Raw genomic sequence first — 22,912 nt, forward strand, 5'->3', positions numbered from 1 at the left:
CTAAAATAAAGCCTGCATATGCAGGCTTTATTTTAGTTTTATGTGGACAGGATTTAATATCATGTGAGTTTGACGAGTGCTATTTTGACCTCTCCCCCAGCCCCTCTCCTACCAGGAGAGGGGAGCAAAACTGTATTAAGAAACTGCGTAAACGTAGCCCGTTATAAACATCGCTTATTCATCAGCAACACTACAAATACTTCTGCAACAATAACCCTAACTTTTCCTTCGTCGCTGCTGGTGCTTTGTCCAATTGAGTCAAAATTGCATACTGCAACGCCGAATGCGCCTCACTGGTTGGCGGATTTTCACTCAAGCGCCGCACAGTTTCTTGAATCACTTTTTGAGCATTCACAGCATTCCGCAGCAAATTTCCAATCACCATCTCCACCGTCACACTGTCATGGTCTGGATGCCAACAATCATAGTCTGTCACCAGCGCTAAGGTTGCATAAGCAATTTCCGCTTCTCTTGCCAACTTTGCCTCTGGTAAATTCGTCATCCCAATGATTGTTGCACCCCAACTGCGGTAAAGATTCGATTCTGCCTTAGTGGAAAAAGCTGGCCCTTCCATGCACACATAAGTACCGCCGCGATGGAGAGTAACTTCTGGTAAATTGAGAGATGCGATCGCATCTGCCAACACAGCAGCCAAGTTCTTACAAATCGGATCGGCAAAGGCAATGTGAGCCACAATTCCCTCACCGAAAAACGTTGAAATCCGATTTTTCGTTCTGTCGATAAACTGATCTGGCACTACCATGTCCAGTGGTTTCGCCTCTGACTTCAAGGAACCTACAGCACTAGCTGAAATTAAATACTTCACACCCAATTGCTTCATCGCATAGATATTAGCGCGAAACGGTAACTCAGAGGGTAAAAGCGTGTGATTGCGGCCATGACGCGCTAAAAAAGCTACCCGTGTATCATCCAAAGTCCCCAGAATCAAAGCATCAGATGGTGAACCAAAAGGAGTCTCGACTTGCACTTCTTCGACATCTTTAAGCGCATCCATTTTGTAAAGACCGCTACCACCTATAATCCCAATACTAGCTTGAGCCATGATTCCGAACCTGTTTTTTACCGATCTGCTCAGTTATTTTATCGAAAAGGGAAGTAGCAGAAAACAAAGCGATGTCTACGATGAGATATGCGTAGGCGTAGCCCGTCGTAGACATCGCATTTCGTGCTACTAACACTATTGAATTATTATCTATTCATTTCATTATTTATTCAGGTACAAATAGCAGCGATCGCCCAGTTATTCAAGGCTTAATTAATAATTTTTAGCAATCAAATTTACGATAATTTTTAGAAATAAATGGTTATGATTAGCCCTAAAGTTAATCGTCACCATAGTATGTAATCAATGCTTAATGTATATAAATATTAAGTATACGCACTCCTACGCAGGGAAACAAAGCAAGCGTTATACTTTTGGGAAAAGGCTTATTTTAACCTCTGCTTTTAACATTTTCATAAATCAATGACTCTCAATTTTCGCTTTGCGGTAGTCAGCGACTTACATCTGGCACTTCCTCACACAATCTGGGATCACCCTAGCCGGTTTCATCTGGTAGAAGTAAGTATCTCAGCATTTAAAAGTGTACTAGAACATTTAACACAACTAGATTTAGATTTCTTGTTGTTGCCAGGAGATTTAACCCAGCACGGCGAACCAGAGAACCACACTTGGTTACAACAATGTTTAGCCCAGCTACCTTTTCCCGTCTATGTTGTTCCTGGTAATCATGACGTTCCTGTGTTGTTAGGCGATCGGCAATCGATTGCTTTTGCCGATTTTCCCTACTATTACACAAAGTTTGGCTACGAAGATCCGCAGCAGATTTACTACATTCGTCAGTTATTGCCTGGAGTTAAGCTGATTGGACTGAATTCTAACTCCTTTAACGATCGGGGAGAGCAAGTGGGGTATTTGGATGCCAAACAGCTACGGTGGTTAGAAGAGGTGCTAGCGGCATCTGGTGATGATTTAGTTTTGGTGATGGTGCATCATAATGTAGTGGAACATTTGCCCAATCAATCGAACCATCCACTGGCAAATCGCTATATGTTGTCCAATTCAGCAGAACTATTGCAGCTGCTGAGGCGCTACGGAGTCAAGTTAGTATTTACAGGGCATTTGCACGTTCAGGATATTGCTTACTCAGATGGGGTATATGATATTACCACTGGTTCTTTAGTTAGCTATCCTCACCCTTATCGAGTGCTAGAATTTCATCGAGATAACCAAGGTAAAGAATCGTTGCAAATTTTATCCCATCGCGTAGAGTCACTGCCTGAGTTCCCCGACTTGCAACAGTCATCAAGGCAGTGGATGGGCGATCGCTCTTTCCCTTTTTTAATTAAGCTACTAACTCACTCTCCATTAAACTTACCATTATCACAGGCAAAAGAATTAGCTCCTGGTTTGCGCGATTTCTGGGCAACTATTGCCGATGGGGATGCGGTGTTAGATTACCCTCATTTTCCTCCAGAAGTGCGGCGCTACATTCAGACATATAGTGCATTACAACCTCATCCAGGCATTGCCACTGCTGGAAATTTGACGATGATTGATAATAACAGCACACTTGTACTGAATAAGAGTTAGGAGTGATTCAATTTTAGATTTTAGATTTTAGATTTTAGATTTTTAGTTCAATCCCTTCGGGTTCAGCAATCACTCATGGGGGAAACCACGCCAGATGCTCCACTTGGGGAAACCCCAAGACTGCACTGGCTCCCCAAGACCGTGCTGCTTCACCAAAATCCAAAATTCAAAATCTAAAATTGGTTTAGCACTGATTACTGATTTTGGCGACAAATTCCAAATGCTGAAGTGTAGGCATGTAAAAAGGTTCTGCCACCAACAGGGCCGATTTCACCGCCACAGAAAAAGCCACCTATAGGAATATCGTTAAGGTAACGCTGAAATAGTTCAGAATCGAAGTTAGGTTTACCATAGAGTCCTTCACCTCGTCCCAGACAAGAAAACATCAAAGCAGCTACAGCAGAGGGTTCAGATTCTCGTTGGTGCTGATAACTTTGGAGGAGTAATTCGAGGTCTTCAGCAGAGGCTTGGGCATCGCGGAGGTGGAATTGCAGCCTTTGACCAGGACGGACGCGATCGCCAATTGCGATCGCCCCAGCATTTGGATCGACCCCAAGAATACCACGTATTAAAAAGTCTCCTTGCTGCAAAGTCAGCTTAAATTCATCCATTGCCACACCAACAAACAGAGAATGCTGTGCTAAAATCCGTTCTTGTTCGCTGAGACTAGCAATCAAATCTCGCAACACCACTAGAGGCACTTGCTCGTCTAACTCTAGAATGATATTGCGATCGGCTTTTGTAACTTGCAATGGCTTGCCAATCGGTCGGCATCCTTGAGCGACAATCGTTTCCAAAACAATATTGCCAGTCAAAGCTATACCAACAGTGCCTTCGCGATACAAGTTTTGCTGTTCCTCACCGTTAGTATCGTTACAAAAAAGGGCAACACGACCACCCATACCTCCACCACTAGCCTGTCCTCCCACGATCGTCGATCCTGGATAAGCAAAATCTAGCCCCTGTAACAAATCGTTGATTCCAGAGGCGAAAGAACTAGACAACAATATGAACTGCGGTGTCGGTGATGCAGGTACACCGATCAAATCAAGCCAAGCATCTGGCGAACTGTCTAAGTCAGGTAATTCTTCAGCAACAACATGAAAAACTTGAATCTTCACCCCTGGAAGGTGTGCTAAAGTCAAGCTAATAGCTGGTTCAGCTTCTAATTCTTGGGTTTCTCCGCTAACTGTCCTCCCAATTACACCACCACCACTACAGCCAATTAGCACAGGCACAGAAAGTTTCTCAGCTAACAAGGGTAACAGTCGGGAATACTCACTCGTAAAAGCAGACGAAATGAATACCAGTCCTAAATCCGCAGGTGCTGTTAACGATGAAACAGCTCGTTCTACCACATCTGTAACAGCGGCTTCCAGAGAATGACGGGTTGATAGGGCATTGGCCCACTGCATTTGGTCTGCCATGAGTTTTGAGCTTCTTTCTCTATTTTAGGCTAGTAGATTTTGACTTTTTATTTTGGGAAGAATTGCATCTGACAATAATTGATGCCAACCCTTTGTCTCCTCCATCCCAAGAAGCTGGAGTTGTCATTCCCTAATATAGGCATCTAAATATATTGTATGATTATTTATCTATGCTACTAATTCCACAAAATCTTAAAAAATAAAGGTAAATGCATTATAGATAGAGTAGCTTGCTGTATTGGTTATAAATCAATGGCTAAAAAACTAACTTCCCATCAGCTAAATGGTTAGAATGGTTATTAATCAAGCGAAAAACTGCCATTTTCTATACTAGTATTAACAACACACAACGAGATTAAAGCAATGACCAACATCCAAGAAACAGCAAAAAGCAATATCCAAGAGCAAATCCAACAAGAAGTGGAACAAGCGCGTACTGTCTGCGATCTTAACGGTAGTAACTCACCAGAGTGTGCTGCGGCTTGGGATGCAGTAGAAGAATTGCAAGCCGAAGCTTCCCACAAGCGCCAAAACAAGCCCAAAAATTCTCTAGAACAGTATTGTGATGACAACCCAGAAGCAATTGAATGCCGGGTTTACGACGACTAGAAATTGAGATAACTGGATTTTCTGTTGTTTGGTGAGCAAATAACCAGTATTGACTAAAAAAGACGCCTAGAGTGGAGGACGTGGAAACTCACCAATGTCCTCCACTCGCAAGCGTTTTTGGAGCTACTGATTTGAGTCGGGGAAACAAAAAATAAATTTCTTATTTGAATCAATAGGTTTCTTCCAAAGGGATAAGTTGCGATTTTCATCAATTAAACAACCAATTAATTGGCACTAGGGGCGTACATGTGTACGCCCCTATAAATTTTTTGTAATACTCGTGACTTCTAGTCATACGAGGTTCAATAAACTATTATCAAGAAGAATTCAGGATGAATTGGAGTCCGACTGACTCCTGAATAAAAGGGTTTAATACCCCTGCCTTATTTAGTAGTCTACAATCAGGTATTAGTATAAAATCGAACTTGATTTATTCAGACTCCTGACTTCTTCTTTATCTATTGTTTGAGAAAAAATATGGACTATGATATTTGGTTTCGACCTTTCGTCTGGATTGATTACCGACTGGCAGTATTATTCCTGGTAATTATTCCGCTAATTCTTCTAATTTGGGCATTTGTACAAAAAGCGGAAGGCATACAACGCTTATTGGCTATATACTGGCGAGTATCAAGCTTGGTGGCAATCACGGTTTACTTAATGATTGCCCAGTATCCAGTTAGCTTTATCTCTGGGTTGATAGCTCAGATTTTGATCCCGATTTCGTTGTGGTTCTGGGTGGATATCAACGACGAAATTGAGTATCAAACCAGTGGTTCTTTGAAATTGATTTTTACTTCTTGGCGCTGGGCGACAACTGTTTATTGTTTTTTGGGCGCACTAGCATTTATACCTTTTTTGGGTTGTGCTTTTTCTGGCAATATGCTGAAGACTCCCTATTGTCGTGTCTGGTTCGAGGCTCCGTTGCTATTCAAAGAATATTTTCATGCTAACAGCAAGGCTGAGTTTTTAGGTTTTCTTGGCATAACTAGTTTAGTAATTTATGTGCTTTACTTGAGCTATTTTGTTTTGATTAAGCTGGGCAAACAAGGACGTTCAGCCACACCACAGTAACCGTCGTTGCGCCACCATACCCCTACTCTAAAAAAAATGAATTCCATTGGTAAGCGACTGGAACAATACACCGCTAAACGCACCAAAGAAGTCCTACTTGTAACGGTGGAAATTGCCGATGAGCAAGATACGATTGCTGTTTTCAAAGGCTTTTCCAGTTCTTTGATGCGTCCAACGGCATTTGATGCAGATGTACCTGTTCTACCAGATGGGGGAAACATCCTCAACATTGACCGAGTAGCCAGTCCTTATAATCCTGAAGCACCCCGTTATATTCAACAAGGAATTTCTTGGGAAGCTATGGAAGTTCTATTATCAGAAGTAGGTGTTTAACTAATTCGTAATACTTCGGCTCCCAACTCTTGGAGAGGCTGCACTTCGACTACGCTCAGTGACCACGCCAACGACTTCGCTCAGGGCAAGACGCTCAGTACAAGTTCGTAATTCGTAATTCGTAATTTTGCCAAAAGGCCTACTCTATTCTCTCATTATTTTAGTTCAGTGACGATCGCCAGTTGCAAAAAATGCTTCCGCTATCACCTATTGCTGAATTGAATTCCGTTGTAACCGACGGAAACATTGTTGCATTCAATGTTGGTTTCGATGAAATGGTTTATGTCGTGCTTGCTGTTCAACCACTCGATTACCGGACTGAACAGCCAGGATGGGCAAGCTTTGCAAAAACGACTCCAGATACTCCGCAGAGTTACCGCATAATCGCTTTTCAAGAAGATAGGCTAACACTCGACATTGATATTGCAGAAGAACAATTTAACATTCACGATATTCAACCTCTTCCTGCAAAAGAGATACTGCTTGTATGTGCCCGTTGTCATTACAAAAGTCCGAATGATTTTGAAAGAAACGGTCGTATTTATAGCCTTGGTGGAAAATTTAGTCGAGAAATCCTGCTTGGCGATGGCATCCAATCCGTTCAAACAACTTCAAACGGAACCATTTGGACTAGTTTTTTTGATGAAGGAGTTTTCGGGAATTTTGGTTGGGATGAGCCAATTGGATCGTCTGGGCTTGTTGCATGGGATTCAACGGGAAATAAAATATACGATTTTCAGCCAACGGATGGCTTAGATTCCATTTGTGATTGTTATGCATTAAATGTGGAATCTGATACAGATGTCTGGTTGTACTATTACACAGAATTCCCACTCGTTCATTTACATCATAAGAAAATTCAGTCGGTGTGGAATATGCCTATTTCGGGCAGTGATGGTTTTGCTGTTTCTGGTAGTCGAGCCTTATTTCGTGGAGGATATGATGATCGAGATACGTATCATTTGTTTTCTCTGAACAACAATGGCAAGGTCAAACTACTCAAACAACTCAAGTTTACAGATGAGGCAGGACAAACAATTATTGCAGAAAGTGTTGTAGGTAGAGGAGGCTCTCTATATATTCTCAGTAATGGATTAGTGTATCGGGTATTTGTATGGGCAGTCTAACAATGTGTTTTCAGCAGGCTAATACTGTATTGGAGCAGACCGATCAAGACTGATCTGTGATAGCCAAAGAAAGGTTATCTACTTTTTTATGAATTACCACGACATTATTACGATTGATCCTGGAAAACGCAGTGGTAAACCTTGTATTCGGGGAATGCGAATTACTGTTTATGATATTTTGGAATATCTTGCTGGTGGAATGACTGAAGCAGAAATCCTAGAGGATTTTTCTGAATTAACTTCCGAAGATATCATCGCAGTTAAAACAGACTGGTTACACTGTTAGCATTATTGGATGGGCTTAGATGCAACAGTCACAGGATGCGAACACGCCAAAACAATTCAGTCGAGAACAACGTTGGGAAATTGTACGAACTTTGCTACAACGTAGCAACTTGAGCAGCGAGGCAAAACAGGCATTTCGCCAAGCTTATCCCAATGCACCAGAGGAGATGCTGAAAACTGCTGTTTTTCACACTTACATTGATGGAATTGAAGCCGCAATAGACTGGTTAGTTGATTTAGAGTTATTTCTACGTGAACCTAGTCATCAACTAGATATCGGTGTTACGTATCACCTGCTCTATCACCTCTACAATTGGTATCACTTTAATGCATTGCTGCCAGATGGGAAAGCAGGAGTGTTGGAACGTCTCAAAGAGATTAAAGAGTTGGCTTCAGATGGAGATATAAAGGCAATTCTTGCAGCAGTTGAGGAGCTAGAATCTATGTTTGAAGGTGGTCGAAATTATTATCTTGACTAATTTATGAAATTGGAAGGCGTTCATGACACTATCGATTATTGCCGAACTTGCTCCTCTAAAATCGAATGAGGATGGTGTAGTTCTAGTCAGTAAAACCCGCGTCACATTAGACACTGTGGTTGCTGTCTTTAAGCAAGGCGCGACAGCTGAGGAAATTGTTTATCGCTATCCGTCGCTCAATTTGGCTGACATTTACGCTACGATCGCCTTCTACCTCAATCATCAACTGGAAGTAGAAGCCTACTTGCAACAGCGACGCCAGCAATCACAAGAGATTCGGGCAATAAATCAAGCGAATTTTGACCCACAAGGCTTACGCGATCGCTTGCTTGCCCGCAAAGCAGCACAGGAAGCATGTTAAAATTCTTTGCGGATGAAAATTTCGATAATACGGTTGTTAGAGGATTGTCCCGTCGTAGCCCGAAAATTGACATCGTTCGTGTACAAGATGTTGGACTATCAGGCAAAGACGATCCAACTATCCTGGATTGGGCAGCCCAAGAAGGATGTATCCTGCTTACCCATGACGTTTCTACAATTACTCGCTATGCATACGATCGAGTTAGGCAAGGTCAGACCATGCCAGGAGTTATCGAAGTCAGCCTAGATGCACCCGTCGGGCGCTTTCAAGGGCAGGCTTTTAGGCTTTCGATAAATAGTTGAGAATGTTCTCAATTATTGAACGTAGTTTTAAGTTCTCAGACAATGGTTTTGGTTTTAAAATCCCAAAAATTTGTCTAATCAAAAAAACCTGCCCCAGAAAGCCCGTCGGGCGCGTCATTGAAGATATTCTTGTACTTGTAGAGTGTAGCCAGGAGGGAGAACTAGAAGGTCAAGTTCAGTATCTACCCTGGTAAAGCGGTCTAACAAAGCGATGAAGCGGACACCAAAAGCCGTTGGCGTGGATGCAAAGAATATCTGCTGCCGATCGTCTTAGCCGTTATCCTGAAGAAAGCAAGCTATCTGAAACTGTCTTTATTTTTGAACAATTCTTTTGACTGTTGAATTTACAAAATGTCCCGTTCTGGATACACACTACCAGTATTTGCCTGCGCTGCTGCTGTCGCTGCTTTACATTGGTTACACGATCGCAAATCCCTAACTTTTGCCTCTATAGATTTGATTGAACCGGCTCAAATAGCCGAAATCCCCATTGAACAGGTAGCAGGATTATCTGAAAATACAGCTTTAGCGATCGCTCGCAGCGATCCCGGTGATAATCTCGATTTAACTAAAGATACACCCATTTGGGCATTGGTGGAATGGCGAGAACAGGGTGATGATGCTGTCATTATTAAAGGTGGGGAAGGAATTGGCAAACAGGCGAATGCTGATGACAAACCAGCTATTTATGCTTATGCTCAAAAGCTGTTGCAAGAGAATTTGCAACGGATACTAGCACCAGGGGAAAAAATCACGGTGACGATTATTCTACCCGAAGGGCGATCGCTTGCTGTTCGGACTTCAAATTCTGCTTTTGGTGTGGTTGAAGGACTTTCCCTTTTAGGCACAACTGGTATTTCTCAACCCTTAAGTACACCCGATCAGCTTGCAGTTTTTCGGGCGGAATTACAAAATAAAGCCAGTCATTTTGAAACTTTAGTATTTTGTATCGGCGAGAATGGCCTAGATTTGGCGCGTAAACTAGGGATTAATCCCGAACAACTGGTAAAAACTGCTAACTGGCTGGGCCCAATGTTAGTAGAAGCTGATCTGCTGGGTGTAAAAGAAATTTTATTATTTGGCTATCACGGTAAGCTGATGAAGCTGGCTGGCGGGATTTTTCATACCCATCACTACTTAGCTGATGGACGACGGGAAATTTTGGCAGCGCACTGTGCGCTCGCAGGTTTAAAATCACCAGATATCCAAGCTGTATTTAACAGTGCAACTGCTGAAGCAGCACTAACACACCTAAAATCCTTAGATACTGCAACTGGTAGTGATTGGGTAAATAAAGTTTACAGTGCGATCGCCGAAACTATTGATGTTCGTGCCCAAGAATACATTCAAAGCCATAGCGAAAGCGGCAAAAAATTAACAGTATGTGGCTCTATTCTCTTCGATCGCGATCGCAAAATTATCGTGAAGAGTAAAACTGCTCGTCTGTTGATGGGAAAATTATGTTAATTTATTATGAATAATCGTAAACAATCCAAATAAATAATCCTTTAAGTAACCACTCTAGGGTAAGTTATCGTTTTAATACCATCTCCGACTCAGGGAATAGACAAACGCACATAAACTCGCGTTTGTAAAGGCTCTCTATACCATTATTAGCCTACCCAGGCTAAATAATAGCATCATCATAGACCACAATGCATCTACCCTTTACAGACATAACACTCCCGTCATGAATACAGCGGTGATACCAACAGAACAAGCGCCCCAAACATTGGAAACTTTTGGGCGGCTCGATCGCCAATTGATTGTAATTCTGGATTTTGGCTCTCAATATTCTGAACTGATTGCCCGTCGCATCCGCGAAACTCAAGTATACTCGGAAGTTTTATCCTATCGCACTACTTCTGAACATTTGCGCCAACTCAATCCCAAGGGAATAATTCTCTCAGGTGGACCAAGTTCAGTTTATGGTGATAACGCTCCCCATTGTGACCCAGAAATCTGGAATTTGGGAATACCCATTTTGGGTGTTTGCTATGGGATGCAATTGATGGTAAATCAGCTTGGTGGGGAAGTGGCAAAAGCCGATCGAGGTGAATACGGCAAAGCTTCATTATATATTGACGATCCCACAGATTTGCTTACTAATGTTGAAGATGGCACTACCATGTGGATGAGTCATGGAGACTCAGTTATCCAAATGCCATCAGGGTTTGAATTGTTAGCACATACAGAAAATACTCCCTGTGCTGCTATTGCTGACCACGAAAAGAAACTTTACGGCGTTCAGTTCCATCCAGAGGTAGTGCATTCAGTTGGTGGTATAGCATTAATCCGTAATTTTGTCTACCATATCTGCGATTGCGAACCCACTTGGACAACAGCGGCTTTTGTTGAAGAAGCAATTCGAGAAATTCGCGCCAGAGTTGGTGAAAAGCGGGTGCTATTAGCGCTGTCTGGTGGAGTGGATTCTTCTACTCTGGCTTTCTTGCTATACAAAGCGATTGGCGAGCAACTGACTTGCGTGTTTATCGATCAAGGCTTTATGCGAAAATATGAGCCAGAGCGATTGGTAAAGCTATTTCGAGAACAGTTTCACATTCCTGTTGAATATGTTAACGCCCGCGATCGCTTTTTGGCTAAAGTTGCCGGAATCACAGATCCTGAAGAAAAACGCCGCCGCATCGGACACGAATTTATTAGTGTATTTGAGGAAACATCCAAGCGCCTCGGTCACTTTGACTATCTAGCTCAAGGAACTCTTTATCCAGATGTCATCGAATCTGCGGACACCAATGTAGATCCCCAAACTGGTGAGCGGGTAGCGGTGAAAATTAAGAGTCATCACAATGTTGGCGGTTTGCCCAAAGACCTAAGATTTAAATTGGTCGAACCACTGCGGAAACTATTTAAAGATGAAGTCCGTAAACTTGGGCGTTCTATTGGTTTACCAGAAGAAATTGTTCAACGGCAACCTTTTCCTGGGCCTGGTTTAGCAATTCGGATTCTGGGGGAAGTTACATCTGAGCGGTTAAATATTTTGCGCGATGCTGATTTGATTGTGCGGCAAGAAATTAACCAACGCGGTATGTATCATGATTTCTGGCAAGCATTTGCTGTATTGCTACCGATTCGTAGTGTTGGCGTTATGGGAGATCAACGTACTTACGCTTACCCCATTGTTTTGCGGATTGTTACCAGTGAAGATGGCATGACTGCTGATTGGGCAAGAGTGCCTTATGATGTCCTGGAAGTGATTTCTACTCGAATTGTGAATGAGGTAAAAGGGGTGAATCGCGTGGTTTATGACATCACCTCTAAGCCACCTGGAACCATTGAATGGGAGTAATCAAGTTTTGAGTTGACTTAACTAAAAGCTGATTACTCTTTACTACGGTTCAGATTACTTGCAGGAGTTGAAATTCACATACAGCAGTTTGCAAGTTAATAGTTAGGTGTATTACTTTTGACTCCTAATTCCTGACTGGATCTAGAGCGTCTGCTGCTTCATTTCAATAAGCTTAAGGGTTATTGGTCTAGATAATTGGTTTTTAAAGATGCGAGAAATTGCGTCTCTACATCTAGGTTTTGAGCCGATCTGAACAAACTGTATTGATTAAAAAATGACAATGCCGACCTGACTAGTTTTAAGATTCGGCATTGTCTATTTTTTTGACTTTTTTCAAGCTGCATCAAAATCCAAACCCAATACTTTTCGGGTTTTGGGGAAGAGAAAGGGAAAGGGTTTGAATTTACCTTTCCCCCTTTGCCCTTTAACCTTTCCCCAGACCAAAAAAGAGATTATTGGGTTTATCCGAAAAGTATTGAATTCAAACCTGTTAGTAATAAAGCAGTCAGTAGTTAGCAAGATTATTTTTAAAATTTAACGAATAGTTAAAGTTAATTTTTTAATGTAAAGGAATTTAAACAATAACATAATTTTATCCAGTCAATAATTATAAATACCAGTGAATAATTAAGCATCAATTGGATGGTGACTAGACAAATTAAGTTATATTTTAGGAAAATAGGCGCGATCGCAGTAAAATTACCAATGGTATGGTGATAGAGATAAAAAATAAATAGCTTATTAGAAATACATTTCATTCGATCAACATTAATGGAGATGTTATGGAACCTGCCCTTTCCCTTGCTGGCTTAAACATCCTCGTAGTTGATGATGATGATGATAGCCGCTTTTACATTACTACTGTGTTGGAAGCTGATGGAGCCACCATTATGGCAGTTGCATCGGCAGCGGTAGCATTGAAAGTATTACCTGAGTTGCAACCAGATGTCTTGATTTGTGATATTGCAATGCCTGATGAAGATGGCTACACCCTTATCCGCAAGATCCGGGCACTAAAGCCTGATATTTATGGAAAACTTCCAGCGATCGCTTTAACTGCTTATGGTGATAGCGAATATCGTAGCCGTGCTTTGGAAGCGGGTTTTCAGACTCATGTGGCTAAACCTGTCGATCCTGGAGAACTAGTTGCGATCGTCGCAGATTTGGTTGCTTCTTATAAGAGTTAATACAAAGATGCAGTCATTTGTCGGTTTTTATTTGTTATTTACCTTATCTGCCCCATGTTCCTCATCTAAAAGTGAATTGGTTATTTGAGAGTTACCGATTTTTTTGGGTGTAAACCCGATGTACTTAGATGGAAGTTTTCTCATCTACACACCAACTAAAATTCACCTTTGATTAAAAATAAATAAACAATTATCTACTTAAGTCTGTTGGTTTATTTATCTGTATACTCTCTCATTTTTTTATCTGCTCGATTTGAAGCGATGTTATGTTTGCCAAAGATTCTAGACTAAAAATGAGTTTTCTTTTTCTTTGTTTATGAGCGATCGCTACTTATAAGGTTTGCGAGCATTATAAAAAGCCGTAATTTTCAATTTCCTAAACTATTTAAATCCAGTTTCAAAACTAATTTGCTCAGATTTATATGCTGGTGGCTCGACGTGAATTAAAATTCTCACTGGACGAAATCGTTCTTCTAATCGGCTTTCTACTTCTTCAGTGATCTGGTGGGCAGTTTCTACGTCTGATGCATCCACTATTAAATGCATTTCAATGAACACTTGACGACCAAGAAGGCCGCGAGAAGCGATCGCGTGACAGTTAATTACACCTGGAACAGAAGTTGCGATCGCGTGTATTGCTTCTGGTGCGATCGCCATTCGATCTACAAGCCAAGGCAAATTCTCTTTTAAAACTGACCAGCCACTCCAAAATACCAACAAGGCGACAGGAAAAGCTAATACCAAATCCATCCATTGATAACCTAGCCAAACTCCTATCAAGCCACCAATTACAGAAATTGTCACCCAAACATCGCTCATGGTATGTGTCGCATCAGCAATCAGAATTGAGCTACCTACCCGCTTACCCACAGCACGTTCATAAAACGCCACAAAAATATTCACACCCAACACAATTAGTAATAACCACAATTCCGGGGGCGATATTTTTATCGGTTCACCACCACCTTTGAGAATTCGTTCGATTGCTCCTTGCAGAATTTCAAAACAGGCTATTCCTAAAAATGAGGCAATTCCTAGAGCGCCTACTGCTTCAAACTTGCTGTGTCCGTAGGGATGCTCGCGATCGGGTTGTGGAGAAGAAAATTTACTCGCAACTAATCCTAAAACGTTGTTGGCGCTATCTGTCACACTATGCAAGGCATCAGCTAGTAAACTCAAAGAACCTGTCCAGTAGCCCACAATTGCTTTCAATCCCATTACAAACAGGTTGAGTAATAGAGTAATAATTAAAACCTTTCTTACTTCGGCGCGGTTATCGTAAGTCATAGATAATTTATCACATCAAGTTCTATGACTTCTAATGTAGACCTCAAAATACAAATAAACACAAATAAAGTGTATCAAAGTCTTACACAGTAAGAGTTAAATCTGTCTATAGTCTCTATATTTTAGATTGTTTTATTGAGATTCTTTTTAACTAACGGCAGCTACAAGCTGGATAGTCATTGTTAATGGCTTTAGAAATAACCGCGTATTTTTAGCATTAATTTTTAAGTAATGTTTTAATTAACTTTGTTATTAATACATCAACTGATATCATATCGAATTGTATTCAAAGATATTATGACGACCATCAGTAGTCTGTATTTACTCTAAATAACCGATCGGCTTAATGAGTGTTATTTACTAGCTGATAAGGATAAGGAAGCTCATAGTTTATTCAGAAAATGGTCAAAATTTGAGGAGCGAAATCTGACAGTTTCCACCTTAAATGTCCATACAATATCAAATAGGTGTTATATGTAGCCTATTGAGGCCATGCTTGCAACGCTGTCTCCACAACCTGCAAGAGTTCCGTTCGGGTAGCTCCGGTTGCCGCCAGAACTGATATTCCACAATTGACTGTCACGACAAAGCGAGCGAGAGCCGCTGGATCGGAATCAGCCGACAAGTCCCCCTCCAAAATCGCCTGCTCGAAACGCTTACGTACAGAAGCTTCACTCGATTCTCGGCGTGCAGACAATTCCTGCCGGATCGGATCGGCTGGATCTCCGCATGAAAGCGTGCCATGAACCCAGAGACATCCGGGTGGATTGTGCGGATCGGTTCCTAAGTCAACAACCCCGTGCATCATCCGCTCGGCGACCTGGCGCGCAGTTGGCTCTTTGAGAGCCTCACGAAGATAGGCTGATGGCCCGTCGGCATAACGAGCCAGCACTTTGCGAAATAGAGATTCTTTGTTCCCAAAGGCAGCGTAAAGGCTAGGACGATTAATGCCCATAGCCTCGGTCAGATCCGAGAGGGATGTGCCTAGATAGCCCTTGCGCCAGAACACATACATTGCACGATTGAGCGCGTCATCGATATCGAACTCGCGGGGTCGGCCTATGGCCGCAGTGATTTTTTCCTGTTTCATACTCATCAGTATAATAATTTCTTGATAGGCTTACCCCCATGCTTTATATCTATACCAGACGATACAAAATTTTAATCACAAAAGAATCCTATGAGCAACAAAAAACTTAATGGGAAGGTGGCATTGGTAACAGGTGGCTCACGCGGTTTGCGGGCAGCGATCGCTAAACGTTTAGCACAAGATGGGGCAGCTGTCGCCCTCACCTACACTAGCTCGCCGCAAAAAGCCGATGAGGTGGTGCAAGCGATCGAAACAGCAGGTGGACAAGCCAAGGCTCTTCGCGCCGACAGTGCCAACGCTGAAGCGGTGAAAAATGCTGTCACCGAGACTGTAAGAGCTTTTGGTCGTCTCGATATCCTCGTGAACAATGCCGGGATCGCCACCTTGGCCCCAATTGACCAGTTCTCACTGGATGATTTTGACCGAATTATCGCAGTTAACATTAAGGGCGTGTTTGTGGCAACTCAAGAGGCTATCCGCCATATCGGCGAGGGCGGACGAATCATTATGATTGGCAGCGTCAACAGTGACATCATGCCATTTGCTGGTGGTTCCGTCTATGCTTTGACCAAGGGTGCGATGCCTACGGCGGGCTGCGCCAACGCTAGTTTTACACGCGGTCTTGCCCGCGATCTCGGCCCTCGTGGCATCACGGTAAACAATATCCAACCCGGCCCGGTAGATACCGACATGAACCCCGCAGACGGTACATTTGCCGACACCATGAGAAGTATTACTGCCCTCCAGCGCTATGGTCAAAGTGAAGAAGTAGCCGATATGGTTTCCTATCTCGCCAGTGCAGAAGCCGGTTTCGTTACTGGTGCAAGTCTGAAAATTGATGGCGGCTTCGCAGCCTGATTCAGCGGTAACAAAACGATCGGGTAATTGTGATTGCAAACTGATGAGAACCTGCTACGTAGTAAGCACTTCAGGGCTTAACATAAGGACTAAAGTCCTTACTACAAACTTATTTACCCAGGAAAAAATACTTGTCTTGACAGACTAACGAATTACGCCAAGCTGTACTAGTGGTCTTTCAAGAAGACACCGCAAACTATCAGAGTGGGATTCAGACCCCTTCTTCCGGTAATATAACTACTTATCAAGAAGTTTTAATAAAAAAAATATGTCTTCAATTCCTCTAACATTGAACTTGATTGAGGGTTCAGTCTCTTTCAGTTTTTCAGCCCAAGCAGCACGAGAATTAAAGGCAGCAACGGATCAACTGATGGAACGCCTAAAAGCGATCGCCGCTAAACCCACTCCTGGCGGTGGTAGAGTCACTCCCCAGCCTCCCCTGGAATATCGTTATACGGGTGAAGTATTTTTAGAAGTTTTTTGTAATCCTAATATCTGGCCAACACCCTTCGCAGCCAAAGTTTTGCTGACTGTTCGCAATGTCAACATTCGCTTGACTACTGAGGCTGAACTTACTCGCATTATTGAAGACATTAATCAATATTTAGAGCAAGTAGGATAATAATCAAGTGAAGGAGGCAGGAGGCAGGAGAGGGAGGCAATACTGCACGCTTTGTGGATTTTTAATTCGGAATTGGGTTTTGGGAAAAGGTTAAAGGGTAAAGGTTAAAGGTTTTTTCTTTCCCCTTTCCCCTTCCCCCAAAAATGTCAAGATGATTTTTTATGCTTTGCAAGATTTTTCCTGAAAAAATACTATAAAAATAAAAATTTTGAATTTTGCGAAAGTTGAGCCAGTTGCTTGCGGAGGTTTCCTGTATTATCGCAACTGCTGAGGTTAGCCTTTACTTAGCAAACTTTTCAAGGCTGATTTTGGCTTTTAACAGCAAGCAGACAATCGCTTCCTTTAAGTCAGGGATGCAATAAATTGCGAGTCAAAAGCGAAGTTCCTACACTTCTATCGGATCGATGTAGGAACTTCGCAGAATCTATATACTAAACTCAAGTTGTGACACCAGATGTACAGAACAAATGGTTTTGATGCCTTCTTTAACTTGAAAAGTTGTATAAGTTCAGACTCAAATGCTTCTGTATTAATCAAAAACGCAAGATTCTGTATAGGGCAATGCTCATTCAAAACTAGAGATTATCCGCCAGATTGAGTGTTGAATCTTTGATGGTGACATCCACACATCAAAAACAAACTCCCAATCCCAAACCGGAAATCCAACATTGATTAGTCGTTGTCCCACTGTTCGCGACCAATTAGGTCGCCAATGCGATCGCGTAACAAAAAGTCACATTTCTCTAATTCACATTCAACGCAAACCCACTCTCTCGCTGGAATGTATTGGCAGAGGCTATATATTGGCTGTTGTCGGCTAACCATTCCCTTTTGCACCAGTCGGCGTGCTTCGTCTTGAATCACATCTAGAGAGTAGTAATTGATAGAAGGCACCGTATTCACACTCATGGTTTTTACTCACAAATTAACACTTACGATAGTGTTCCCGTTAAAAATTAGGAACAAACATTACAGAAATTAGACTTGTGGCTAACATTTTGTAGTTTGCTATACGGAACTATTTTTATTTTGACGCTACATCTCCTGAAATTATCTCAAGAAATGTTAAGAAAGTCAACGAATCCTGACATTTGTCGAAAATCCGCTTTACAAAAAAAATTCCAAGTAGTTAACTTAACCTGCTTATGTAACTGTATGGTTTTGATGCCACAAGTCTGAAAGTCTTGCCATTAGTGTATTTAGGCAAGATTTGGTGGGTGGAAAGGGTTTATATCGTTATCGCTTACATATCAAATAATCACCTTAAAAGTTGGATCTATAACTGCGGGTATTCATCTAAGGTAAGCAACACAATAATATTTGTCAGTTATTAGGGTATAAATTGTTGCAAAACATAACGGACAAAGTATACTACGAAGGCTTGAATCATAGCATCTGCTAACAATTTCTTAAGTAAGCCTGTAATTTATTAGTTAATTTCAGCACTAACACCATCCAATTTTCTTTTGAAAAACATCTGTAAAAGGGTCGAGTAATACTCTAATTCATAATCAGGACACACATAAACAGGAGTCAGAATTTCAGAATTAGTGAATATTCCACCGATCGAGGAATGGAGTTTTAGCAAGGAAGAATACACATCTTGCCAAAGTAGCTTTTGCTTTCCGGTTGGAGAAAGGTTAAAGGTTACTGGGTTTGAGAAAATTCCATACCTTTGCCCTTTAACCCTTCCCCTTTTTCCCGACAAATGCCAAGAAGTGTTTTGCTGAATTAGGTTATGTTCACATTAAAACAGACGCGATCTAGTCACGTCTGTAAACTGTTTGGCGGATTTGCTGAGATTAATTGTTCTGAAGTTACATTGTTGTTTTAGTTACTTATTCGGAGAATTCTTCATCATTTTGAACAGCGCTGTCTTCTACTGCTACCAGATTTTCTGACGGGCGATCGTGGTTAAGTTGGTTTAGTAGTGCCAATACTTTATTACCGCGTTCTATAGAGCGATCTTCGAGAAATATTACCTCTGGTGTACGACGTAGCCGTATCCGCGCCCCTAGTTCGCTGCGGACATAACCTGTCGCCGACTTTAAACCGGCCATTGTTTCTACCTTAGCTTCATCCGTACCATAGATGCTGACGTAGATTTTGGCGTGTTGGAGATCGCCGGAAACATCAACATCAGTAACACTGACCATTCCAGTACCCACACGGTCATCCTTAATTCCGTTAAGCAGCATTTGGCTAACTTCCCGTTTGATCAGTTCAGCAACGCGGGAAACCCGACGATTTGTAGCCATAAAAATTTCGCCTCATCACAGAGGTTGTACGACAAAATATAAATGCAAGTTGGGTTGACAGTACTTAGCGAGAGCAACCGTCTATGGGGCACAGCCCCTATATAACCCTAGTCTAGATTGGACTCAAGCCCAGCATTGCCCGTAGGGTAAAAGTAAGGAAGACTAGGCCGCTCACAAATAAACCCAAGATAGCGATCGAGGTGACTGGGCGTTTCAACAATGGCACTAATGGCGCAAAGGTGTTCAGAAACAAGCCTAAGACGATCGTAATTAAGTATCGGGGGTAGCGAAAAACGTTATCCCAAAATCCGTCAAACATCTGAATGTAAACTGCCTTGTTATATACTTACGTTTGTTTTGATATGCTTTATCTACTCAATTGTAATATATGCGGCTAGAAAATTAGCCAGTTAATCTAAAATTTGGCTTGTCGGTTATATTGGCTTTATTTAGTCATGATTATTTTCCGTTAAATTGTAAGTAAATGGTTATTCAAGTCTCAAAGGAAACTAGCCCGCGTCCATTTTTGAAGTGGGCAGGGGGTAAAAGTCGGTTGATACAGCAATATATTCCTTATTTTCCTAAGAGTTATAAAAATTACTATGAGCCATTTTTAGGTGGGGGTGCTGTTTTTTTCTATCTTCAACCAAGTGCAGCTATTTTAACTGATATTAATGCCGAATTAATTAACACTTATTGTTGTGTTAGAGATCGGGTTGAGGAATTAATTTCTCTATTAAAACAGCATAAAATCCGACATAATAAAGATTATTACTATAGTATTAGAAACAATTCTAGTGGTACTGATATAGAAAAAGCTGCTCGTCTAATTTATCTTAATAAGACTTGTTTTAATGGTCTGTATCGAGTCAACTCACAAGGTAAGTTCAATGTGCCATTAGGCAGATATGAAAATCCCAATATTTGTGCTGAAGTTTTACTAAAAGCAGCCTCAGAAGCACTTTCCCATGCAGAAATTAAACAAGCAGATTTTACAGAAGTCCTAAATCATGCGACTAGCAGTGATGACTTTGTATTTTTCGATCCGCCCTACCATCCTATTAGTGATACTAGCTATTTCACTGCTTATAGTCAAAATTGTTTTAGTCAAAAAGACCAAGAACTTTTAAGAGATACTTGTGCAGAGTTAGCAAGTCGTGGTGTCAAAGTTATGGTATGCAATTCTGATAGCGAATTTATTAAAAAAATTTATACTGAGATCAATTTTGAAACCTATAAAATTAAAGCAGCGCGTTCAATTAACTCGAGCATCAAAAATAGAGGACTGATTAACGAACTATTAATTACATCTTTTAAAGATTTTTATTTGCCCAAGCAATGAATCTATCTAAGCTATAAACTGCTAATAAATTATGGTTATCATCAACTCTTGCTTTTAGCCATTTACTTGCGCCTTCTCGCATACCTTCACCGCCTAAAATTACGATAGTTGGTGCTGGGTAATAGTGCTGAATATTCATGTTCAAGTAAGGAAATTTTTCATCAACTGAACCAGGGCTTTCTTGCCATTTGCACTCAAAAATTAAACCAGATGGCATTACAGATGAGCCAATAACATAAAAATCGACCTTCAGATAGGTATGATAAATTCCAGTTCCAATATAAACTTCTTTGCCATAACGTTTTGGCAATAAAGTAGCATTTAGTATAAATTCTTTTTGGACATAGTTCCCTACTTGGAAATAATTATGCCCATGCAAGATTGCTTCTACATTTGCTTCTAAAATATTCCCAGACTTATTTGCCCGTCCGCCTTGAGTCAGAGCCATCCTAAATTCCTCTGCCAAAAGTCCTGCTTATTATAGGATTTCACAGAAGCAGGAAAAAAGGGGCAGTTGCTTAATATGAATTTTTGATTTTGACGTAAACAAGGTTGGATTAATGGGTGCAAAATCGGAAAATATTGGTATTTTTGTACTAAATAAATACAAATGTATTAATAATTTGGATGAAGAAGGAGTTAGTAATTTAGATAAATTCAGATAAGAGTTATTTGTGGAAGATTCCGGCGAATTGAGGGGTGAAATTTAAACGCAGAGAGGCGCAGAGGGAAGCGCAGAGGTACGCAAAGAATTCGCTACGAATTAATGAAATTTTCTCCTTTGTCTATAAGCTAAATTCGCGCTCCTCGTCCCAGTCATAAGCTTTGATAATGATTTTTAGTTATTTCACTTTGGCTTCAACCTGTTTGTGCTTCAGTATGACCGTTGCGGATAGACCATGCTAGTTCTAAAAGTTGAGTCCAGCGTTTTTGTAGCTGTTTGGGGGTGCATTTGATAGCTTTGGCGATCGCAACGTCGTTTTCTCGTGCAGTTTTTAACTCTAATATTTGCTGTTGCTGTTCTGTGAGTTGATTTACAAAGATTTCCCACTGCTGGGAAGATAAACCCAACTTTTGCTCTAAACCCGCGCCTAACCATTGATGTACTAATTGCCAATGGTGTTGTTTGGCAAACTTTTCTACGTGGTATTTAAACCGTTGTTGGAGATAATCGCGCTGACGGCTAGTTAAACCGAGAATTTGGTCAATTTCTGGAGCTGAGAGGTCTTGAAGTTTCAAGCTGAGGTAGTTCATACAATCAGATTGACCTTGAGACTCCAGATATTTCATCAATTCAGTGATGACGCGATCGCGTTCTGATTCTTCAGATGGATCGAAATTAGTTTGGGCAATCATTTGCGATCGCAGTTGTTGCACCGCCGAGTTACGCTGGTAAGATTCTGCTTCTTCACCCTTAGCAGACTCTACCGCCATTTCAATATCCACGGTAGTTTCTTGGGGCTGACGACGAGCAAAACCTTGGGCGCGCAAGATAATCAATTGCTGATTTGCACCACCAGGTAAATTGATCCGGCGTTTAGCATACTGTTCTGTAAAAGCCATATATTCAGCTAATTGCAACTGAGTACGCGGCGTGTGATTCTCTGGTAGTTCGTTTTCTCTACGGAAAGCTTTGATGGCTTCGATATAAAATGCTTGTAAAAAATCTTCAATCAGGCTGTAACGAGCATCAAAGCCCAACTCCGAACCGGATATAGTGACATGACGGTAAACCATAGCACCCAAATTGCTATGTAATTCCACCCGCCCTTGTTTGGAACCTAGTTGGTAGTAACGTAAGCATTTTTGCATCCGATGCCTTCCCAACGTCATCTGCCAGGACTTGATTTCCCCAGATGTTTGAATGCGGGAGCTTTTATCGCAAATGCGTTCTACTTCTACGGCTATGCGCTTTGCTAAAGCTTCTACACACTTGGGTGTTGCTTTCACTTGTGCTTGCATTTCCTCAGACAGCAATCGAATCAAGCGATTGCTGCTATCTGAAGATTCTTCATTTGAAACGTGGTTCTCAAAAATGGGTGTAGAGTTTGGTAGACTGACGACGTTAGCTTTCATGACTTTTCCAGTAGTATTGCACCGTAATTACAACGCAGACACAGCAATCAAGACCGTCCAAGGCTTGTGAATTTTTAAGCATTCATCCATCAAGACTTGCCGTATATAATGCTCACATCTAAAGCTCATATATCAAAACTATAGGAAATACGAAAGAGTTACAGTTATGGCAATGTGTCGCTTTTCTTCACAAGCCACCATCTCAACGCTGGCACACGAGTACCCGCCATTTTCTGAAAGTTGTCAAATACCTTACTGTGCCAAGTTTTGC

Annotated in this window: 24 protein-coding genes and 1 pseudogene; 15 read left to right on the top strand and 10 right to left on the bottom strand. The window is 41.5% G+C overall.

The window, feature by feature from the left end:
- Positions 1-190: 190 nt before the first annotated feature.
- Positions 191-1,063, bottom strand: coding sequence for an S-methyl-5'-thioadenosine phosphorylase (locus tag NSTC731_RS11145; RefSeq protein WP_445630851.1), 873 nt, complete (start codon positions 1,061-1,063; stop codon positions 191-193).
- Between the two features lie 423 nt (positions 1,064-1,486).
- On the opposite strand from NSTC731_RS11145, the gene NSTC731_RS11150 reads away from it, so the two are divergent.
- Positions 1,487-2,614 (top strand): metallophosphoesterase family protein, encoded by a 1,128-nt coding sequence (locus NSTC731_RS11150; RefSeq protein WP_445630852.1) that lies wholly within the window; start codon positions 1,487-1,489, stop codon positions 2,612-2,614.
- Positions 2,615-2,808: 194 nt separating this feature from the next.
- On the opposite strand, the gene NSTC731_RS11155 is transcribed toward NSTC731_RS11150, so the two are convergent.
- A complete protein-coding gene (locus NSTC731_RS11155; RefSeq protein WP_445630853.1) occupies positions 2,809-4,041 on the bottom strand; it encodes an FIST signal transduction protein in 1,233 nt (410 codons plus the stop codon).
- A gap of 363 nt (positions 4,042-4,404) precedes the next feature.
- On the opposite strand from NSTC731_RS11155, the gene NSTC731_RS11160 reads away from it, so the two are divergent.
- The 11 genes from NSTC731_RS11160 to NSTC731_RS11210 all read left to right on the top strand — a co-directional run bounded on the left by NSTC731_RS11160 (position 4,405) and on the right by NSTC731_RS11210 (position 13,108).
- Positions 4,405-4,650, top strand: a complete 246-nt coding sequence (locus tag NSTC731_RS11160) for a Calvin cycle protein CP12 (protein WP_445630854.1) — start codon at positions 4,405-4,407, stop codon at positions 4,648-4,650.
- A gap of 477 nt (positions 4,651-5,127) precedes the next feature.
- On the top strand, positions 5,128-5,724 hold the full coding sequence (locus NSTC731_RS11165) for a DUF3177 family protein (RefSeq protein ID WP_322673383.1): 597 nt from the start codon (positions 5,128-5,130) through the stop codon (positions 5,722-5,724).
- Between the two features lie 36 nt (positions 5,725-5,760).
- Positions 5,761-6,057, top strand: a complete 297-nt coding sequence (locus NSTC731_RS11170; RefSeq protein WP_445630855.1) for a DUF7734 family protein — start codon at positions 5,761-5,763, stop codon at positions 6,055-6,057.
- A gap of 182 nt (positions 6,058-6,239) precedes the next feature.
- The gene (locus tag NSTC731_RS11175) at positions 6,240-7,184 is read left to right on the top strand and encodes a hypothetical protein (RefSeq protein WP_445630856.1); all 945 of its coding nucleotides are present in this window, start codon (positions 6,240-6,242) and stop codon (positions 7,182-7,184) included.
- 88 nt (positions 7,185-7,272) lie between these two features.
- Complete coding sequence (locus tag NSTC731_RS11180; protein ID WP_445630857.1) at positions 7,273-7,470, top strand: DUF433 domain-containing protein; 198 nt, start codon at positions 7,273-7,275, stop codon at positions 7,468-7,470.
- A gap of 19 nt (positions 7,471-7,489) precedes the next feature.
- Positions 7,490-7,948: a hypothetical protein gene (locus NSTC731_RS11185; RefSeq protein WP_445630858.1), complete on the top strand. Its 459-nt coding sequence runs from the start codon at positions 7,490-7,492 to the stop codon at positions 7,946-7,948.
- Positions 7,949-7,970: 22 nt separating this feature from the next.
- Positions 7,971-8,309: a DUF433 domain-containing protein gene (locus NSTC731_RS11190; RefSeq protein WP_445630859.1), complete on the top strand. Its 339-nt coding sequence runs from the start codon at positions 7,971-7,973 to the stop codon at positions 8,307-8,309.
- Positions 8,303-8,611 carry a DUF5615 family PIN-like protein gene (locus NSTC731_RS11195; protein ID WP_445630860.1) on the top strand — a complete coding sequence of 103 codons (309 nt, stop codon included), beginning with the start codon at positions 8,303-8,305 and terminating at the stop codon, positions 8,609-8,611. Before NSTC731_RS11190 ends, NSTC731_RS11195 begins: the two co-directional genes overlap by 7 nt.
- A 351-nt stretch (positions 8,612-8,962) precedes the next feature.
- The gene (gene cbiD / locus NSTC731_RS11200) at positions 8,963-10,078 is read left to right on the top strand and encodes a cobalt-precorrin-5B (C(1))-methyltransferase CbiD (RefSeq protein WP_445630861.1); all 1,116 of its coding nucleotides are present in this window, start codon (positions 8,963-8,965) and stop codon (positions 10,076-10,078) included.
- Between the two features lie 223 nt (positions 10,079-10,301).
- Positions 10,302-11,921 carry a glutamine-hydrolyzing GMP synthase gene (gene guaA / locus NSTC731_RS11205; protein ID WP_445630862.1) on the top strand — a complete coding sequence of 540 codons (1,620 nt, stop codon included), beginning with the start codon at positions 10,302-10,304 and terminating at the stop codon, positions 11,919-11,921.
- 782 nt (positions 11,922-12,703) lie between these two features.
- On the top strand, positions 12,704-13,108 hold the full coding sequence (locus NSTC731_RS11210) for a response regulator (protein ID WP_445630863.1): 405 nt from the start codon (positions 12,704-12,706) through the stop codon (positions 13,106-13,108).
- A gap of 381 nt (positions 13,109-13,489) precedes the next feature.
- Here NSTC731_RS11210 and NSTC731_RS11215 read toward each other — a convergent pair whose 3' ends face one another.
- From NSTC731_RS11215 to NSTC731_RS11225, 3 genes and pseudogenes are all read right to left on the bottom strand, one after another.
- The gene (locus NSTC731_RS11215) at positions 13,490-14,395 is read right to left on the bottom strand and encodes a cation diffusion facilitator family transporter (protein ID WP_445630864.1); all 906 of its coding nucleotides are present in this window, start codon (positions 14,393-14,395) and stop codon (positions 13,490-13,492) included.
- A 481-nt stretch (positions 14,396-14,876) separates the two neighbouring features.
- Complete coding sequence (locus NSTC731_RS11220) at positions 14,877-15,200, bottom strand: TetR family transcriptional regulator C-terminal domain-containing protein (protein ID WP_445632067.1); 324 nt, start codon at positions 15,198-15,200, stop codon at positions 14,877-14,879.
- Between the two features lie 99 nt (positions 15,201-15,299).
- Positions 15,300-15,491: pseudogene (locus NSTC731_RS11225) on the bottom strand (TetR/AcrR family transcriptional regulator); the annotation flags it as partial.
- 84 nt (positions 15,492-15,575) lie between these two features.
- Between NSTC731_RS11225 and NSTC731_RS11230 the strand changes: the two are divergent.
- Both NSTC731_RS11230 and NSTC731_RS11235 read left to right on the top strand, forming a co-directional pair.
- Positions 15,576-16,343: a 3-oxoacyl-ACP reductase family protein gene (locus tag NSTC731_RS11230; RefSeq protein ID WP_445630865.1), complete on the top strand. Its 768-nt coding sequence runs from the start codon at positions 15,576-15,578 to the stop codon at positions 16,341-16,343.
- A gap of 268 nt (positions 16,344-16,611) precedes the next feature.
- Positions 16,612-16,965, top strand: coding sequence for a hypothetical protein (locus tag NSTC731_RS11235; RefSeq protein WP_322682320.1), 354 nt, complete (start codon positions 16,612-16,614; stop codon positions 16,963-16,965).
- Positions 16,966-17,637: 672 nt separating this feature from the next.
- Here the strand turns inward: NSTC731_RS11235 and NSTC731_RS11240 are convergent.
- The 3 genes from NSTC731_RS11240 to NSTC731_RS11250 all read right to left on the bottom strand — a co-directional run bounded on the left by NSTC731_RS11240 (position 17,638) and on the right by NSTC731_RS11250 (position 19,542).
- Positions 17,638-17,874, bottom strand: coding sequence for a DUF4327 family protein (locus tag NSTC731_RS11240; protein WP_094347157.1), 237 nt, complete (start codon positions 17,872-17,874; stop codon positions 17,638-17,640).
- Between the two features lie 929 nt (positions 17,875-18,803).
- A complete protein-coding gene (gene rbfA, locus NSTC731_RS11245; RefSeq protein ID WP_445630866.1) occupies positions 18,804-19,223 on the bottom strand; it encodes a 30S ribosome-binding factor RbfA in 420 nt (139 codons plus the stop codon).
- 112 nt (positions 19,224-19,335) lie between these two features.
- The gene (locus tag NSTC731_RS11250; protein WP_335001152.1) at positions 19,336-19,542 is read right to left on the bottom strand and encodes a DUF751 family protein; all 207 of its coding nucleotides are present in this window, start codon (positions 19,540-19,542) and stop codon (positions 19,336-19,338) included.
- 165 nt (positions 19,543-19,707) lie between these two features.
- On the opposite strand from NSTC731_RS11250, the gene NSTC731_RS11255 reads away from it, so the two are divergent.
- Positions 19,708-20,565: a DNA adenine methylase gene (locus NSTC731_RS11255; RefSeq protein ID WP_445630867.1), complete on the top strand. Its 858-nt coding sequence runs from the start codon at positions 19,708-19,710 to the stop codon at positions 20,563-20,565.
- On the opposite strand, the gene NSTC731_RS11260 is transcribed toward NSTC731_RS11255, so the two are convergent.
- Together NSTC731_RS11260 and NSTC731_RS11265 are read right to left on the bottom strand one after the other, a co-directional pair.
- On the bottom strand, positions 20,537-21,013 hold the full coding sequence (locus NSTC731_RS11260) for a PD-(D/E)XK nuclease superfamily protein (RefSeq protein ID WP_445630868.1): 477 nt from the start codon (positions 21,011-21,013) through the stop codon (positions 20,537-20,539). The two genes, NSTC731_RS11255 and NSTC731_RS11260, sit on opposite strands and share 29 nt — an antisense overlap.
- A gap of 410 nt (positions 21,014-21,423) precedes the next feature.
- The gene (locus NSTC731_RS11265; RefSeq protein WP_445630869.1) at positions 21,424-22,641 is read right to left on the bottom strand and encodes a HetZ-related protein; all 1,218 of its coding nucleotides are present in this window, start codon (positions 22,639-22,641) and stop codon (positions 21,424-21,426) included.
- Positions 22,642-22,912: the final 271 nt, after the last annotated feature.

Source organism: Nostoc sp. DSM 114167 (assembly GCF_052692655.1).

Bases quoted from the DNA above. Each gene is read 5' to 3' on its own strand.
- guaA (WP_445630862.1), top strand. From the start codon at position 10,302: ATGAATACAGCGGTGATACCAACAGAACAAGCGCCCCAAACATTGGAA.
- NSTC731_RS11215 (WP_445630864.1), bottom strand. From the start codon at position 14,395: ATGACTTACGATAACCGCGCCGAAGTAAGAAAGGTTTTAATTATTACT.
- NSTC731_RS11230 (WP_445630865.1), top strand. From the start codon at position 15,576: ATGAGCAACAAAAAACTTAATGGGAAGGTGGCATTGGTAACAGGTGGC.
- NSTC731_RS11195 (WP_445630860.1), top strand. From the start codon at position 8,303: ATGTTAAAATTCTTTGCGGATGAAAATTTCGATAATACGGTTGTTAGA.
- NSTC731_RS11235 (WP_322682320.1), top strand. From the start codon at position 16,612: ATGTCTTCAATTCCTCTAACATTGAACTTGATTGAGGGTTCAGTCTCT.
- NSTC731_RS11255 (WP_445630867.1), top strand. From the start codon at position 19,708: ATGGTTATTCAAGTCTCAAAGGAAACTAGCCCGCGTCCATTTTTGAAG.
- rbfA (WP_445630866.1), bottom strand. From the start codon at position 19,223: ATGGCTACAAATCGTCGGGTTTCCCGCGTTGCTGAACTGATCAAACGG.
- NSTC731_RS11240 (WP_094347157.1), bottom strand. From the start codon at position 17,874: ATGAGTGTGAATACGGTGCCTTCTATCAATTACTACTCTCTAGATGTG.
- NSTC731_RS11185 (WP_445630858.1), top strand. From the start codon at position 7,490: ATGCAACAGTCACAGGATGCGAACACGCCAAAACAATTCAGTCGAGAA.
- NSTC731_RS11220 (WP_445632067.1), bottom strand. From the start codon at position 15,200: ATGCACGGGGTTGTTGACTTAGGAACCGATCCGCACAATCCACCCGGA.
- NSTC731_RS11160 (WP_445630854.1), top strand. From the start codon at position 4,405: ATGACCAACATCCAAGAAACAGCAAAAAGCAATATCCAAGAGCAAATC.
- NSTC731_RS11180 (WP_445630857.1), top strand. From the start codon at position 7,273: ATGAATTACCACGACATTATTACGATTGATCCTGGAAAACGCAGTGGT.
- NSTC731_RS11210 (WP_445630863.1), top strand. From the start codon at position 12,704: ATGGAACCTGCCCTTTCCCTTGCTGGCTTAAACATCCTCGTAGTTGAT.
- cbiD (WP_445630861.1), top strand. From the start codon at position 8,963: ATGTCCCGTTCTGGATACACACTACCAGTATTTGCCTGCGCTGCTGCT.
- NSTC731_RS11265 (WP_445630869.1), bottom strand. From the start codon at position 22,641: ATGAAAGCTAACGTCGTCAGTCTACCAAACTCTACACCCATTTTTGAG.
- NSTC731_RS11145 (WP_445630851.1), bottom strand. From the start codon at position 1,063: ATGGCTCAAGCTAGTATTGGGATTATAGGTGGTAGCGGTCTTTACAAA.
- NSTC731_RS11250 (WP_335001152.1), bottom strand. From the start codon at position 19,542: ATGTTTGACGGATTTTGGGATAACGTTTTTCGCTACCCCCGATACTTA.
- NSTC731_RS11155 (WP_445630853.1), bottom strand. From the start codon at position 4,041: ATGGCAGACCAAATGCAGTGGGCCAATGCCCTATCAACCCGTCATTCT.
- NSTC731_RS11260 (WP_445630868.1), bottom strand. From the start codon at position 21,013: ATGGCTCTGACTCAAGGCGGACGGGCAAATAAGTCTGGGAATATTTTA.
- NSTC731_RS11165 (WP_322673383.1), top strand. From the start codon at position 5,128: ATGGACTATGATATTTGGTTTCGACCTTTCGTCTGGATTGATTACCGA.
- NSTC731_RS11170 (WP_445630855.1), top strand. From the start codon at position 5,761: ATGAATTCCATTGGTAAGCGACTGGAACAATACACCGCTAAACGCACC.
- NSTC731_RS11150 (WP_445630852.1), top strand. From the start codon at position 1,487: ATGACTCTCAATTTTCGCTTTGCGGTAGTCAGCGACTTACATCTGGCA.
- NSTC731_RS11190 (WP_445630859.1), top strand. From the start codon at position 7,971: ATGACACTATCGATTATTGCCGAACTTGCTCCTCTAAAATCGAATGAG.